This window comes from Bacillus pumilus, assembly GCF_024498355.1.
Classification (GTDB): Bacteria; Bacillota; Bacilli; order Bacillales; family Bacillaceae; genus Bacillus; species Bacillus pumilus_P.
Genome location: NZ_CP101833.1, coordinates 1,173,021 through 1,187,000, shown reverse-complemented (window position 1 = coordinate 1,187,000; position 13,980 = coordinate 1,173,021). Strand labels below are relative to the sequence as shown.

Genomic DNA, 13,980 nt, shown 5'->3' with positions numbered 1-13,980 from the left:
AAACCGCAAAAAAAAAGCCCCTGCAATGGAGTCATGTGAGTAATAGTCGTTTTTATAAGAAATTTTTCACAGAGTCATCTGTATTTCCTGATTGTGACAAGAAACATGCATTAGTAGCTAAATTCTCCATCAAATGTAGAGAGTCACTTTTTGTTTCGTCTTTCATTGATGATCTTCCGATTCAATTTTTCACCAGAAACATTCCAGCACGTTATATAAAAGGGTCGATAATTTATTTTACGGTAATGAAATTAAATATGCTTCTTCATAAAATGAAGTAATGTTTGGCCTAAAGCAGTGAGAATAACACCTTTCCCATCACATTTTGGACATATGATTTTTTCGTTTTTAATAGAAACATGACCTGTTCCATTACAATTAGGACAAATATGCTCTAAATCATCTGTTGATATAATAACTGACATGTCTTTCACCTCAATTTATCAAATATGATGTATCTTGATCAAATGCAATCTGAGTACAATAATATCTATAAACATAATAAGTCATATTTCCATTTAGGAATTAAGATATTACATTATAACATGGTTAAAATACTCAAGGAAGCTTTATCATTTGGAAACAAATTTGGAAACAAATATTGTAATAAAATGTTTAAGGATGAGAATACCATCCAGCAAGCAATCAAAAACCTCTTGACCAATAAGGCTTAACGTGGAATAAAGAGAAAGAGTATGCATTTTAAATAATGAATAGCTTTTCAGGCAATTTATACTGCGAATAAACTGTATGATACGTATTGCAATTTATACACTTGTGCGTTAATATGGATTATTACTTTTGAAAGGACGTATGGATATGAATGATCTTCTGACTTTTCTTCTACTTACCTTATTTGTCGTTGCTTCTCCTGGAGTTGATTTCGCCTTAATCACGAAAAGAACCATTGGTACTGGGAAATCTGATGGGATCAAGATGGCGTTAGGTCTAACATCAGGCGCTCTTATTCATACACTTGCTGCAGCATTTGGACTTTCCTTAATCCTAATGAAGTCTGCCTTAGCATTTGAAATCATTAAATATCTAGGCGCTATCTACCTCATCTATCTAGGTGTGTCTTCTTTCATTCATAAAAAAGAGAAAGACGCCCCATCTCATGAAGTCCAATCGCCAAAACATTCGGCTTTTAAACAGGGATTAATCTCAAATACATTAAATCCCAAGGTAGCTATTTTCTTCTTAACGTTTTTACCTCAATTCGTCACACCAGGATTGAATACAAGCTTTCAGTTTGTCGTAATGGGTTCAATATACGCGCTATTGTCTATATTGTGGTTTACAACGATTGTATTTCTACTTGGCTACATCAGAAAATTCTTATTATCAGCGAAAGTTCAAACAACAATTGATAGAATAACAGGTGTAGTGTTAGTAGGCTTTGGCGTGAAACTGTTGTTTACAAGTCCAAAACATTAGAGATCCAACCTAAACATTGAAACTAAGAAGAACCTGATTACATGTATGTAGTCAGGTTTTTTGAATGCTCTCCTATTTCAAATAGTAGAGCCATCCCTAGGTAGAACTTGTTTTAATCGTTTCCATTTACGAATTTGAGTACGGAAATTTTTAAAAGGGGCAACGGTATTCACATGAATAAATTTATAAACTGGCCAAACAGCCTTTGCTGTCGCATCATCCGCCCATTTTCGTTGATGAGGTTCAAACACTTCTTCTTCACTCATACGATCCAACATATCACAAATAGTTAAAACATTCTGTTTGAGCTGAGCTCTTAATGCGACTAGTGATTGGCAGGCATACTTCTCATTAAAATGAGAATATAATGTGCCAAGCTGATTCCATTTATAACCTTCTGCTGGCGTATGGACAACCTTTCCTTCAGTTTCGTGTTGCTCCCATTGAAGCAGCAGGGTTGTCCAACCAACTTGATAGGCCAAATTTTCTGCAGGAGTTCGGCTTACATCCTCTATTCGATCATCTTTCATTTCTTCTGGAATCATATTGAATTCTTCATCGTATTGATTGTACGTCTTCATGATTGCTTGCTTTAAAATATCCTTCGACTCATAGGTTGTCATATTATTCACCTCTAGTTCTTTTTGTGCAAATTTTTCTCGGAACATATCTTGCAAAAGTACAAAAAAATAACTGGAGCTCATGATACTGAATTATTCTATCGCCTTCTGTTTTACAGTCTCTATTATAATCAAACTCTTAATCGAGCAAAAAAGCAATAGCATTTCTGGTTAAATGAAAGTATCACTCGTGTTTACTCCTAAAACAACAAAAGAGAGGCAATACTTGCCTCCTTTAGTGACTCTATTATTTTGTGAAATATTCCATTATTGCGCAAACTCAATAAAGAAAAGCTATAAAAGCGGCTGCGAAAAATGAAGACATTCCTTACGTTCCATCATAAACAAGCACCCAGTATCTCTCCCCAGGCTCCCCTTCTTAAGCAATAAAACCTCCCCGTTTTGATTGAAATGTGAAGCAGCATGATTTAACTCGACACTTCTTCCTCTTTTCTACCTAATTTCATTGATAACTGAACGCCAATCATCAATGAGACAATGACGAGCATTGCGACAATGGAAGCTTGAAAATGTCCGCTTAGATCGAAAACCAAACCAATGAAAAATGGACCAAACCCGCCCATGATGTATCCTCCCATCTGCGACATAGCGGACCATGTACCAGCTTCCTCCGGTGTACGCGTCTCAATAATGGGCAGCATAAGTGCTAAAGGAAATAATCCCCCTGCCCCAATCCCTAGAAAAATGACGGCTGGCAAAATCGGCATTGGAAGTAGAAGGAAAATAAGGCCGATCAGTTCTGACACACTGCATAAGATCAGAAATAATTTCGGTTTTCCTAAGCGAGTGACGACTCCTGGAACGAGTAGTGCCACCGGAACCTGAATCAGTGTAAATATCGTCAGCAGCATGGCGGCATACTGTGGACTATTTCCAAAACTAAGGGCGATGGGTGAAATCCATGCTGTTAACGAATAGAACATGCTGGACATAAAGCCAAAGAACAAGGTGAATTGAATGGCTTTTTTGTTTCGCAGCGGCAGCCTTAGCGGTAAAACTGCATGATCAGCCTGTTGTTTTTTCCGAGCCAGCCCTAGCCATAAGATCAATGCGATGATCCCTAAAACCGCCCAGCAAGACAAGGCGAGCGGAAGGTTATGCTCACTGCGAAGATATATCGGAATGGTGAAGCCAGAAGCAAGTGCTGCACCAATCGTCATCGAAATAGAATAGACACTCACAATTCCCGGATTTTTCGGGAAATACTTTTTGATAAAACTAGACAACAAAGGTCCTGCAAAGCTAATCCCAACGCCTCCTGCAAATGCAGTGATGAGAAGGATGGCAACCGTTTGACTCGTCCCACGTAGTCCAGTAGCGATCGTGATGAGAAGAATCGAGAAAAAAAGCGTCCTCTCTAAACCAAAACGGCGGCTTAGTTTAGTTGCTACAGGCGCAAACACCCCCATACACAAGACAGGTAAAGTGGTTAAAAGACTTGCTGTCAGTGCGCTTACACCCAGCTCTGATTGAATCATACTCATCATAGAAGCCACAGACGTAATGATCGGCCTCAAGTTTAATGCAGCTAAAAATAAAGCGGCTAAATAAAATATTTTTTTCATAAATACTCTTCTTCCTCTCTCATCTTGTTGAGGTTACTTAGAGTATACGTCTGCCACATTCATTGATCAATACAATAATTCGTATTATGATGATAGTAAAATACTATCATTCGTGAAAGGATAAAATATGGACACTCGAAATATTACGTATTTTATGGCAGTATTCGAACATCTACATTTCACAAAAGCCGCTGAGCATTTAGGGATATCACAGCCTACACTAAGTCAGCAGATTCGACTGCTTGAAGCAGAACTTGGGATGCCGCTCTTCGATCGAATCGGCAAAAAAGTGGTCGCAACCGAAGCTGGTTCTCTACTTTATCAATATGGTATGAAAATGCTTCAAGCTGAAAGAGATGCGAAAAATGCCATGAAAGAACTGTTATCCGAGAAGCGAGGAACCGTTCGTCTCGCAGTACTCCCCTCCGATCTTGACTTTCAGCTTGTTCCGCTTTTCGTAGAATTCAAAACACATTATCGCGAAATCAATCTGAAAGCATTTTCAACCATATTCGTTCGTGAAGAGGTGCTTTCGCATAAAGTGGATCTCGGCATCGGGCTGCGAGGGCCTGCGGATAAGCGTCTCGTTCAAATTCCACTTGGAAGTGAGCCCTACGAATTATTTGTTCATTCAGAAAGTGATCTAGCCCAAAAGAGTGAAGTGACATTGGAAGAGCTGACGCAGCATGCTTTGGTCATGTATCCGAAGGGATATCTAGGAAGGGATTTAGTAGATGACGTATGTAAAGAACAGGGAGTTGAACTGGACACCGTCATGGAAGTTGGGTCCGCATCTTCATTATTGCAGCTGGTTGAAGCCGGCATCGGTGCAACCATTCAGCCGCGAGGGTTGCTGCAATACCATTCGACGTGGCCAAATATTGTATCGATTCCTATTGCTGATCCGGCACCTGTTCGTCACTTAGAATTAACTTATTATGCAGATCGATTTGTCAGCAAAGCACAGCAGCAGCTATCTGAATGGCTGACAGACTTTTACAAATCAAAAACAAACTAAAAAATGAGGGTAAAACATGAAGAATGCAAACAGCATATTCACAAGGACAAACCGGGTAGTTATTCGTCAATTTGATCTGCAAGATATTGAAGCATTTTATCAGTACCGAGCAAATCCCTCTATTGCAACATATCAATCTTGGGAAAACTATACGTACGAAGAAGCTGAATCATTTGTTCAACATCAAATGACGCAAAAACCTAATCAACCAGGGACATGGTTTCAATACGCCATTGCCTTATCTGAATCCAATCAGCTGTTAGGAGATTGCGCCATTCATACACTTGACAGTGAGCCCAGAAACGTTGAAATCGGATTTACTCTCGCACCTGAATATCAAGGAATGGGACTATCGTTTCTTCCTCATCATTGCGTTAGAAATGAGTTAGAGCAAGGAACATTAAAACAAATTTCGATAGATCCATCCATCAATTTCAACATCAAAATCGAGTTCATTTATAAAAAAGGAAAATCCAAATTAGTTTTCATTGATCAACTCAAACAGTTTTTTCAAGAATTAGATCAAGCTACTTAAAAAAAGCCCTTTTTAGGGCTTTTTTTCACTGGATGAATGTCTTCTCCCAAAAAGACGGTACGAGGCTCTCCACTATTCTCTAGAAACTCAGCAATTTCTTGCAGCTCTTGATTGATACGGTCATTCCTTGGCATAACCGGGTTTAACAGAAGGATGGAGTGAATCGTTGTCGCTGCTTCATACAAGACATGTTGATCTTTTATCTGTTGAATGCATTTTTTCATACGATCAAAAAACCATTCGATCTCTTCCATTTCTTCCATCGGATAATGTGCCATTTTGAAGAGATTCTGCTGACAAAGGTCTTGCCTCTCAAATATGAGTTCAAGCTCTTCTTTACTGACATACAAATCCGAAGATTCCTCCTCAATTTCTACTACTTCGACCATCGCATCTTCAGCTGTATATAATTTCTTAATGAATTCATCAAAAGTATCTGCCAGCTTAAAATCTACTTCCATCTCTAAATCAAAATAGTGAATAGGAGGATGTTCCTTCGTTTCTCTATAATCCATTGCGATCCATGTATCTTCTTCTCCGCTGATGATAATAAGTCCCTCAGGCAGATCCAATTCATCACTTAACTGGGGACTATTCATGATGCCATCATCTTTGGCGATTCCTCTTAGATGGTCAAATTGAACATGATCCTCAGCCCATGAATTCGGCTGTTCAGTTGGAAAAGCATTACGAACTGTAAAGCCGCCATTCCATTCTAAAATGAGCTTTTGTATGTATCAGGTAAAGTGACTCCAAGTGTTCCCTCTGCTTCACGGATTTGTTCCTCATCTATGTTTTTTAACGTAAAAGGACTCTCTTCTTCTTTTTCCCAGAATGATTTCAAAGTGGGTGCCTCCTCGTATCTATTGAGATAAGTATAACATTGACCAACGATTCATTTGCTCATTTTATAAACTTACTGTCACTTTGAAATTGATATAATAAAAAGAAAGATCACAGGTCCATTTAACAGTGGACTCTCTATCATTATGTTAAAAACGAATCTAAGGAGCGACAAATGATGAAAAAGGTGTTTTTTCTTCTATTAGATGAGTATGCTGATTGGGAAGGTGCTTATTTAGCCTCTTCATTAAATCAAAAGGAAGATTGGTCAGTTTATACTATTTCTTTAGAGCAAATTGTTCGTTCAATAGGTGGTTTTAAAACAACTGTCGATTACATCATAGGATCAGAACCTGACCATTTTGATTTGCTCGTGATGATTGGTGGGAACTCCTGGGGTGATGACAGTAAAAAGCTTTTACATTTCGTTGAAAATACATTTCGTCAAAACATTCCGGTAGCGGCGATATGCGGAGCAGTGGATTATTTGGCAAAAAACGGATTGTTGAATCATCATAGCCATACGGGGAATTCTGCTGATTTATGGAGAGATGACGAACATTATGAACCGACCTGTGAGTTCATAGAGAAACAGGCGGTAAGAGATAAACAATTGGTCACCGCAAATGGAACTGCCCCGATTGAATTTACTAGTTTAACTTTAGAAATGATAGAATTTGATACTCCTGAGAACATTGAAAAAATAATATTTATGAATCGTTATGGTTTTTATGAATATTGTCATAAGTATGGAAATCCTTATGCTTAATAAAGGTAGAAGATATCTGTGAAGGTTTTATTATAGGCCTTGTTGTTTTAACATGTTTCCCAAAAAGAAAACAGACCTTAAGAAGGTCTGTTTTCTTTTCATCTATACGTTTTGAGATGCTGTGTTTCGATCGATTTTTTGTGGAATGAAAGTTGTATTTCTATTTGAATCTTCCATTGTTGTATTTCGATTTGATGCTGGTTTTATCGTACTAGATGCTTCATATACACCTGCACCTAGAAAGATTATAGAGCTTATAATAATCATTTTTTTAATACTCATAAAGACACTCTCCTTTTTGAATATTTTGTTGGGCTTGAAATGCCATCCTGTAATATTCTGTTGCTTTCTCAAACTTTCCTCTTTTTTCATGAATAACTGCAAGATTTTTAGTGAATTCTTCTACGAAAACAAACAACTGCTTTTCTTCAAATGTCTGAAGCATAGCTTGAATCTTATCCTCATCATTACTTTCATATGTAGTTCTTATAGAACGTATTAATAGAATTTCGTGCGGGTTCTCTTTATGAGAGATCAGTTTCAAAGCTTTATCCACTAATTTGGATGCTTCATCAGTTTTTCCTGTCTTATATAGCGCCCAACAAAGGTTAACATATATGACCGATTTTACATCGTCCATACCATCTTCTGATATTTCAAGGGACTCTTGATAATATTGGATAGCCTTTGCATAATCTTGTTTTTTTTCATAATTGTTTCCTATATTTAAAAGTACCTTGGCAATCAACCTTTTATCCGCTATTTTTCCAGCGATGGAACAGGCTTTATTCAGGTGTATTAATGATTTTTCATACTGCTTAAAATCATCATAATTTCCTGCTATTACAAATAAACATTGAACTGTTCTAATCTTGTATAACTCATACTGATCGTAAATTTCAAGTGCCTTAATAATGTGATGCATGGAAACATGGGTTTGTTTCATAATATAGTAGGCTTCAGCCACCTTGAAGTGAAACTCCGCTTGCTCAATATCATCTACAACCAGTGCGAGCTGCCTCTCAGCGATCTTGTAATATTGAATGGCCTGTACATATTCTTTTATACTGAACTCATACATGCCACGAAAAAATGCGTTATAATAATGCAGCATGCCGGATAATTTATGATTTGAATTTTCGATTTTATCCACTAGGTCTGCAATGGATAAAGACCGTTGCTCTGAAGGTTTGATATAATCAAGCATAAGCTGATGCCGAAAGCACATCAATTGATAATAAATCAGTAAATCCTGATCCTCTTCCATCCGTTCAATTTCTTTTTCTACCTCAGCTTTCAAAATCTCTGCATCAGGTACACTGAATTGCCGAATCATTTTATACCATTCATTTATTTTCACACCTACATGTGAAGAAAGAACTTTCTCCATCCCTTATTCCCCTTTCACTAAACTCCCTTATATTACATTTATTATCACATACAGGAATTTACAAATCACCGAAAAGAAACCGCAAAAAGAACAATTGAGAAACTTAACATGATTGCCTTGTTGCACACCAATAAATCTTTAGCCCATTTACATTATCATCACAAAACAAAAAGGCAGACTCATTTCAGTCTGCCTTCATCTTCTAGATTTCCATGGGAACACCTTTTGTCTTCAGGTAATATGCAATGAATCATTTAACCACTCTTCACAATGTTTTATAAGCCACCTCAAATATTCCACATATTGACCGACGTGATAGCCATCACAAACAGCATGATGTACTTGAATGGCGACTGGTAAGATGATTTTTTCTTCTTTCATCTTAAATTGACCTAACGTAAATATTGGCAGTAAATAAGTTTCATCTGTAGATACACTAAGATGAAACGAAGTGAAATCAATCCACGGTAGACTTGAAATATTGAACATGTTTTTTGGCATATGAGGTTTTGGAAATAGTTTGCTGCTTTCACTAAATGTTTCAATGTCCGCTGCACAGCTTTTATAAAACTGAGCAAAGTTTTCGTCATAAGGCGTCCAAATACTTGAAAATGTCTTCGTTTCTTTATTTAAAATCGTATAACTAGGATGGAGAAGTTCCCAGTAGCCAAGTTCATCGTTCACTTGATCCATTCGAAACTCTCGTATTTTTTGCACAGCTCTTGCTAACAAATAAATTTGCACAGGATATACTTTTAGCTTTTTTTCTTTCAATATTGAATACAATGTCGTGATGTCTAGATCAATCACCAGGCTATATGAGCATTGAGTTAACGTCATATAATGATGAAAGTGCTCTTTTCGCGGGTAATTTTCGTCTATTTGTTTAAACATTTTTTATCTCCTCCTGAATGTGATTTCATGTATTCAGGAGGAGACTTTATCTGTTTTCACCACCACAATCATCCTTTCAAGAGGTATGTAATGTTTCTGTCTATCAGTAATGTGAGTTATAACGTTTTCATTCAAAGGCTACCATAAGCTTAGCCTATGATAAAGCCTCCAGCAACTCTTCGTAAGTAATCTTGCCCAACGCGAAATTTTCTAGTGCTATATATGTTTTCTCCGCTGAAGTATTCATTCTATTATGACATTCATTGACTAACTCATTTTCATTTGGTAATGGTTCATGTATATGTTCTTCTTTTCGAAATGCTTCATAGTATCTTATACCAAATATTCTCTGGGACATCGCATTGATGTGAATTCCGTCTGGGTTAGATATAAGACCTTTCGCAGTAACATAATAACAATTTTCATTATGATGTGCATATTTTTGTAGTTCCTCATTAATACGTTGATATTCCACACACCCTGCGCCAAATGCCACCTTTCCCAAGTAATCGCCCAAACCTCCTATTAAAAGCGGAATGTTAGGTACAGATAATTCAGTTCTTAGTTCATGAAATAATCTTAGTATTTTTTCATAGTATTCTTTGTATTTCCCATCTTGGCTGTCACTTTCTCCTTGATGCCATAATATCCCGACCAATTCGCTATTTTCCTTTGCAATTTTAGCTTCATTTATTGCATGACGAAATAATGCTCCGACTAGCGACCACTCATCAATGGAACTGCCACCTTCGGCACATGGAATAAGACCAATCTTCTCTCCTTCATGATCCTTGCACCAAGCCTCCGCAAAGGAAGCCGCCAGTCCTACGCCAGCTACCGGCCTATCAAAATGAATGGGTTCAGTCATCATTTGCCATCTACCATTTCGCAGCATCATGATTCTTTCATTATAAATCGGAGGCACTTCATGCTTGAAGCCGCGCCCCGCCATATTTGATTGTCCAATTAGTAAAAGTGACTTCATATCTTTCTCCCCTCCACTGAATATTTTATCAAATGTGTATTCTCCTGAACGTTATCAGTTTATCTTTCCTCTGTTATTTCTAGATTAGGGCTTCTTTTAATTTATTCGAAAAGTGCATAAAGCTATTAATCTACAATTTTTAAAACTGAACTTGGAACAACCACCTATACCTCTAACAAAGAGACAGGTAATATTTCTGTTTCTAGTAACTAACTAAAATCTTACGAAATAGCCGCAATTGAAGAACAAGTAAATAAGATTGCAAATAGCATTGTATTAGAAAATCAAATGAATAAAGTTAGTAATTCTCTTGAACAGTTAGCGAATAATAATTTCACAACACAAAAACAAAAGGGAAAATGGGCGTGGTCCAAATATGATCATTACCGTGTTACAGTAGAGGGAAAGGCAGCTGGGAGTAATTGCAGCAGCAATTTTAAACCATATTCCTTATGTTGGCTGGATTGCTGCTGCCGCTGCTCAAGTAATGATCCAATTGAAAATGAAAACAGGTTACTTCTCCGCACGTTGGGGAACACGTGCAGACACTGACATTTGTTACTTATGGAGAAAGAGACATTTAAAAATGTTCTCGACAGTAAACGTAAAAATAAAAAACTGGACGAAATAAGTTCTCCAGGAAAAGTGTATATGTGTGGAACTGGTTGAAAAAAAATAGCCCCATTCTAATGCAGACTAGGGTGTCTTTTATTGCTGTTTTTGTTCTTTTAGTTTTTTGAAAATCACAAATTGATATACTCCAAATAGTACGGTTAGGATGATGATTGCAGTAAATATTTGATCGACTGGAAGCAAGAAATATACGACAATAAAAGATAAAAGCAAAACAAAATAACCTATATTGACGCTTTTTTAAATGTCATCATATTACCTCCTTTTTACAACCATATCACGTTTCACCTAACCTTATAACTAACTTTTTCCCTATTAAAACACAAAAAATCCCTATCCAATAAAGGACAGTGGATTTAATTATTTCTATGCTTTTTGAAGAGTTGCTTTTGTCTTCGGACCATAGATACCATCAGCGCTAAGCCCATGCATGAGCTGGGACCGCATTTTCTGTTTTTGGTCCAAAGTAGCCGTCTATCCCATTGTTTTTGGCTTCCTTTTCAGGATAGAAAAATACAGCAGACAGTGCTTCCTGTAGAGCTTTTACTCTAGCACCCCTTGTCAAAGGCTCGGTCACTTTAACGATGCCAGATGGTAAGTTGAACACTTTAGTCGTTTTGATCCTAAAAATACTGAGAAACAATCTGGTGGATAAAGTTCGTCCCCAATTCGTCCCCAATCAAAAGAAACAGAACAAATATTCGTTATCAGAAAAACAAAAAACCCTTGCTAGGCAAGGGTTTCAACGATGATTCCGACTGGGCTCGAACCAGCGACCTCTACCCTGTCAAGGTAGCGCTCTCCCAGCTGAGCTACGGAATCGGGTTATGTATCAGTTCTGGGCTTTCTGCACTGACAGTCTCTATTATATAACCATATATACAGAGCGTCAATGGTTTTGTTCAAAAAAGGCCAAAAAGCCGGATTCAGGAGCCGGCTTTTTTCCCACTTCATTTATGACTGGTTCACAAGGACGGGCTTTAGTTGATCGAGCGCTTGTTTGAAGTCGCGTTTGAGGTCTTCTCCATTTTCGACCCCGACACTTAATCGCAGCAATCCATCCGTGATGCCTCTTTTTTCTCTTTCTTCTTTTGGCATAGCGGCATGTGACATTTTGGCCGGGTAGGACAGAATGGATTCGACAGCGCCGAGGCTGACGGCGAATACAGGTAATGTGACGCCCTCGACCAATTCTTTTACAGCCGCTTGGTTTTCTAGTTCAAATGAGAGGACTGCTCCAGCTCCGCTTGCCTGCTTTCGCTGAATGTCCGCCCCTGGATGGTCATCTAAGCCTGGGTAGTATACTTTTTTCACCGCAGGATGTTCTTTGAGGAACGAAGCTAGTTCTAATGCGGTTTGACTTGCTTTTTCTAATCTGACCTGAAGGGTTTTTAACCCTCTTAGCACGAGCCAGCAATCCTGCACGCCCAGGACCGCACCGAAAGAGTTTTGCAGAGAATATAGTTCCTCTCCCAGCTTTTCGTCTTTGACCACCGCTAAACCAGACAGCACATCACTGTGGCCGCTTAAAAATTTCGTTGCGCTGTGCAGCACAACATCAACGCCAAGGTCTAGCGGCCGCTGGAGAGCAGGCGTTAAAAACGTATTATCTAAGAAGGTCAGACAGTCATGCTCTTTTGCAAGCTGGACGACGCCTTCAATATCCGTAATCCCCAGTGTAGGGTTTGACGGTGTTTCCATATAAATGACCTTCGTATTCGATTGAATACCTTGTTTGACTTCATTCAAATCCGTCATGTCCACGAAGGTATGCTCAATGCCAAATCTCGAAAGGACTTGCGTGATCATACGGAATGTTCCGCCGTACACATCTCTTGTGACAAGGACGTGATCTCCCTTTGATAAAAGAAGAAAAGCGGTTGAAATGGCCGCCATGCCTGACGCAAAGGCAAGCCCTCTTGTTCCTCCTTCTAACGCTGCAATGGTATCCTCTAATGCTTGACGTGTAGGAGTTCCTGATCTGGAATAGTCATATTGGCCAAATTCATCAAAGCTGCTTTGATGAAACGTGGACGCATGCTGAATCGGCACACTGACTGCACCTGTTGAACGGTCTGTTTTAAACGCATTATGAACAAGTTTTGTTTCGAGTGTCCAATCGTGTGTGGTCATTTGGCATGTACCTCCTCTTTTACTTGTGATAATGACTGTTTCAGATCAGCTTTCAGGTCATCCACATGCTCAATCCCAACAGAGAAACGGAGCAGTTTGTTACACACACCGTTTGCTATGCGAATCTCTTCTGGAATGTCCATGTGCGTTTGCGTGGCAGGATACGTAATGAAGCTTTCGATTCCACCAAGACTTTCAGCAAAACAAATCGTTTTCAGCTGCTTTAAAAATGGATTGACCCAGTCCTCTTTGGCTACACGAAATGACAGCATTCCTCCCTTGCCTGGGTAAAGAACATCTTGAATTTCAGGCTGCTCCTCTAAAAAATCCGCTAACTCCATCGCATTTGCCTCATGCTGACGCATTCTAAGGGCCAATGTTTTCATTCCTCTCATTAAAAGCCATGAGTCAAATGGAGATAGGACCGCTCCGATAGCGTTTTGATGCTGGAACATGTCTTCAGATAGCTGCTCTCCTTTTGTGACCACAAGCCCGGCAAGGACGTCGTTGTGTCCGCCTAGATATTTGGTTGCGCTATGAATGACAATGTCCGCTCCAAGCGTAATCGGCTTTTGCAAGACTGGGGTGTAAAAGGTGTTGTCGACAATGACCAAAGCGTCATGCTCTTTTGCAATCTTCGCTATTTTTTGAATATCCGCTTCCTGCATGAGTGGATTTGTCGGTGTTTCAATAAAGATGGCTTTTGTGTTTGGCGTGATTTTAGAGCGTAAACAGTCTTCATCTGAAAAATCATCATAAAGAAAACGCAAGCCGTATTTTTTCCATTCGTTTTCAAACAAACGGTATGTTCCGCCATATAGGTCTGATGAGACAATGAGTTCATCTCCGCTCTCAAATAGAGCCATGATCGTTTGGATCGCTGCCATTCCCGAACTGAAGGCAAAACCGGCCGTCCCTTCTTCGAGTGAAGCAATCGCATCCTCTACAAGCTGTCTTGTTGGGTTTTTCGTTCGAATGTAATCAAACCCTGTTGATTCACCTATGCCTCTATGTCTGTATGCTGTTGAAAGATAAACGGGAGGACTGACTGTGCCAGTCGCCTCTTCGCTTCGGTTTCCAATTTGCGCTAATTTCGTTTCCACATGTTCTGTCATTTGACACCATCCTAAGTAAAAT

At 38.8% G+C, this 13,980-nt stretch carries 13 protein-coding genes, 1 tRNA gene and 2 pseudogenes; 4 read left to right on the top strand and 12 right to left on the bottom strand.

The window, feature by feature from the left end:
• Window positions 1-251: 251 nt before the first annotated feature.
• Window positions 252-425, bottom strand: coding sequence for a tryptophan RNA-binding attenuation protein (locus NPA43_RS05870; protein ID WP_256499481.1), 174 nt, complete (start codon window positions 423-425; stop codon window positions 252-254).
• Between the two features lie 394 nt (window positions 426-819).
• On the opposite strand from NPA43_RS05870, the gene NPA43_RS05865 reads away from it, so the two are divergent.
• Window positions 820-1,437 carry a LysE family translocator gene (locus tag NPA43_RS05865; RefSeq protein WP_256499480.1) on the top strand — a complete coding sequence of 206 codons (618 nt, stop codon included), beginning with the start codon at window positions 820-822 and terminating at the stop codon, window positions 1,435-1,437.
• Between the two features lie 77 nt (window positions 1,438-1,514).
• Here NPA43_RS05865 and NPA43_RS05860 read toward each other — a convergent pair whose 3' ends face one another.
• Window positions 1,515-2,060: a ClbS/DfsB family four-helix bundle protein gene (locus NPA43_RS05860; protein ID WP_256499479.1), complete on the bottom strand. Its 546-nt coding sequence runs from the start codon at window positions 2,058-2,060 to the stop codon at window positions 1,515-1,517.
• Window positions 2,061-2,485: 425 nt separating this feature from the next.
• Entirely contained in the window at window positions 2,486-3,643 is a 1,158-nt protein-coding gene (locus tag NPA43_RS05855) for an MFS transporter (protein ID WP_256499478.1), read from the bottom strand.
• A gap of 127 nt (window positions 3,644-3,770) precedes the next feature.
• Between NPA43_RS05855 and NPA43_RS05850 the strand changes: the two genes are divergently transcribed.
• Both NPA43_RS05850 and NPA43_RS05845 read left to right on the top strand, forming a co-directional pair.
• Window positions 3,771-4,661, top strand: coding sequence for a LysR family transcriptional regulator (locus tag NPA43_RS05850; RefSeq protein ID WP_099727529.1), 891 nt, complete (start codon window positions 3,771-3,773; stop codon window positions 4,659-4,661).
• A 16-nt stretch (window positions 4,662-4,677) separates the two neighbouring features.
• A complete protein-coding gene (locus NPA43_RS05845; RefSeq protein WP_099727530.1) occupies window positions 4,678-5,196 on the top strand; it encodes a GNAT family N-acetyltransferase in 519 nt (172 codons plus the stop codon).
• Here NPA43_RS05845 and NPA43_RS05840 read toward each other — a convergent pair.
• Window positions 5,193-6,040: pseudogene (locus tag NPA43_RS05840) on the bottom strand (SMI1/KNR4 family protein). The gene NPA43_RS05845 and the pseudogene NPA43_RS05840 overlap by 4 nt on opposite strands.
• 177 nt (window positions 6,041-6,217) lie before the next feature.
• Here NPA43_RS05840 and NPA43_RS05835 point away from each other — a divergent pair.
• Window positions 6,218-6,808 (top strand): type 1 glutamine amidotransferase family protein, encoded by a 591-nt coding sequence (locus tag NPA43_RS05835; protein ID WP_106038834.1) that lies wholly within the window; start codon window positions 6,218-6,220, stop codon window positions 6,806-6,808.
• 102 nt (window positions 6,809-6,910) lie between these two features.
• On the opposite strand, the gene NPA43_RS05830 is transcribed toward NPA43_RS05835, so the two are convergent.
• The 8 genes and pseudogenes from NPA43_RS05830 to NPA43_RS05795 all read right to left on the bottom strand — a co-directional run bounded on the left by NPA43_RS05830 (window position 6,911) and on the right by NPA43_RS05795 (window position 13,958).
• Window positions 6,911-7,090 (bottom strand): RapH phosphatase inhibitor, encoded by a 180-nt coding sequence (locus tag NPA43_RS05830; protein ID WP_099727532.1) that lies wholly within the window; start codon window positions 7,088-7,090, stop codon window positions 6,911-6,913.
• Window positions 7,080-8,198: a response regulator aspartate phosphatase gene (locus NPA43_RS05825; protein WP_256499477.1), complete on the bottom strand. Its 1,119-nt coding sequence runs from the start codon at window positions 8,196-8,198 to the stop codon at window positions 7,080-7,082. Before NPA43_RS05825 ends, NPA43_RS05830 begins: the two co-directional genes overlap by 11 nt.
• A gap of 231 nt (window positions 8,199-8,429) precedes the next feature.
• Window positions 8,430-9,092, bottom strand: coding sequence for a type A chloramphenicol O-acetyltransferase (gene catA / locus NPA43_RS05820; RefSeq protein ID WP_256499476.1), 663 nt, complete (start codon window positions 9,090-9,092; stop codon window positions 8,430-8,432).
• A gap of 154 nt (window positions 9,093-9,246) precedes the next feature.
• Complete coding sequence (locus NPA43_RS05815) at window positions 9,247-10,077, bottom strand: sialate O-acetylesterase (RefSeq protein WP_256499475.1); 831 nt, start codon at window positions 10,075-10,077, stop codon at window positions 9,247-9,249.
• A 999-nt stretch (window positions 10,078-11,076) separates the two neighbouring features.
• Window positions 11,077-11,320 (bottom strand): annotated as a pseudogene (locus NPA43_RS05810) (peptidoglycan-binding domain-containing protein); the annotation flags it as partial.
• A gap of 139 nt (window positions 11,321-11,459) precedes the next feature.
• A tRNA-Val gene (locus tag NPA43_RS05805) sits at window positions 11,460-11,532 on the bottom strand.
• Between the two features lie 132 nt (window positions 11,533-11,664).
• The gene (metC, locus tag NPA43_RS05800) at window positions 11,665-12,843 is read right to left on the bottom strand and encodes a cystathionine beta-lyase (RefSeq protein ID WP_256499474.1); all 1,179 of its coding nucleotides are present in this window, start codon (window positions 12,841-12,843) and stop codon (window positions 11,665-11,667) included.
• The gene (locus NPA43_RS05795; RefSeq protein WP_256499473.1) at window positions 12,840-13,958 is read right to left on the bottom strand and encodes a methionine biosynthesis PLP-dependent protein; all 1,119 of its coding nucleotides are present in this window, start codon (window positions 13,956-13,958) and stop codon (window positions 12,840-12,842) included. The genes metC and NPA43_RS05795 overlap by 4 nt, the downstream gene beginning before the upstream one ends.
• Window positions 13,959-13,980: the final 22 nt, after the last annotated feature.

Coding starts and splice junctions, on each gene's coding strand:
- NPA43_RS05870 (WP_256499481.1), bottom strand. CDS start 425: ATGTCAGTTATTATATCAACAGATGATTTAGAGCATATTTGTCCTAAT.
- NPA43_RS05865 (WP_256499480.1), top strand. CDS start 820: ATGAATGATCTTCTGACTTTTCTTCTACTTACCTTATTTGTCGTTGCT.
- NPA43_RS05860 (WP_256499479.1), bottom strand. CDS start 2,060: ATGACAACCTATGAGTCGAAGGATATTTTAAAGCAAGCAATCATGAAG.
- NPA43_RS05855 (WP_256499478.1), bottom strand. CDS start 3,643: ATGAAAAAAATATTTTATTTAGCCGCTTTATTTTTAGCTGCATTAAAC.
- NPA43_RS05850 (WP_099727529.1), top strand. CDS start 3,771: ATGGACACTCGAAATATTACGTATTTTATGGCAGTATTCGAACATCTA.
- NPA43_RS05845 (WP_099727530.1), top strand. CDS start 4,678: ATGAAGAATGCAAACAGCATATTCACAAGGACAAACCGGGTAGTTATT.
- NPA43_RS05835 (WP_106038834.1), top strand. CDS start 6,218: ATGAAAAAGGTGTTTTTTCTTCTATTAGATGAGTATGCTGATTGGGAA.
- NPA43_RS05830 (WP_099727532.1), bottom strand. CDS start 7,090: ATGAGTATTAAAAAAATGATTATTATAAGCTCTATAATCTTTCTAGGT.
- NPA43_RS05825 (WP_256499477.1), bottom strand. CDS start 8,198: ATGGAGAAAGTTCTTTCTTCACATGTAGGTGTGAAAATAAATGAATGG.
- catA (WP_256499476.1), bottom strand. CDS start 9,092: ATGTTTAAACAAATAGACGAAAATTACCCGCGAAAAGAGCACTTTCAT.
- NPA43_RS05815 (WP_256499475.1), bottom strand. CDS start 10,077: ATGAAGTCACTTTTACTAATTGGACAATCAAATATGGCGGGGCGCGGC.
- metC (WP_256499474.1), bottom strand. CDS start 12,843: ATGACCACACACGATTGGACACTCGAAACAAAACTTGTTCATAATGCG.
- NPA43_RS05795 (WP_256499473.1), bottom strand. CDS start 13,958: ATGACAGAACATGTGGAAACGAAATTAGCGCAAATTGGAAACCGAAGC.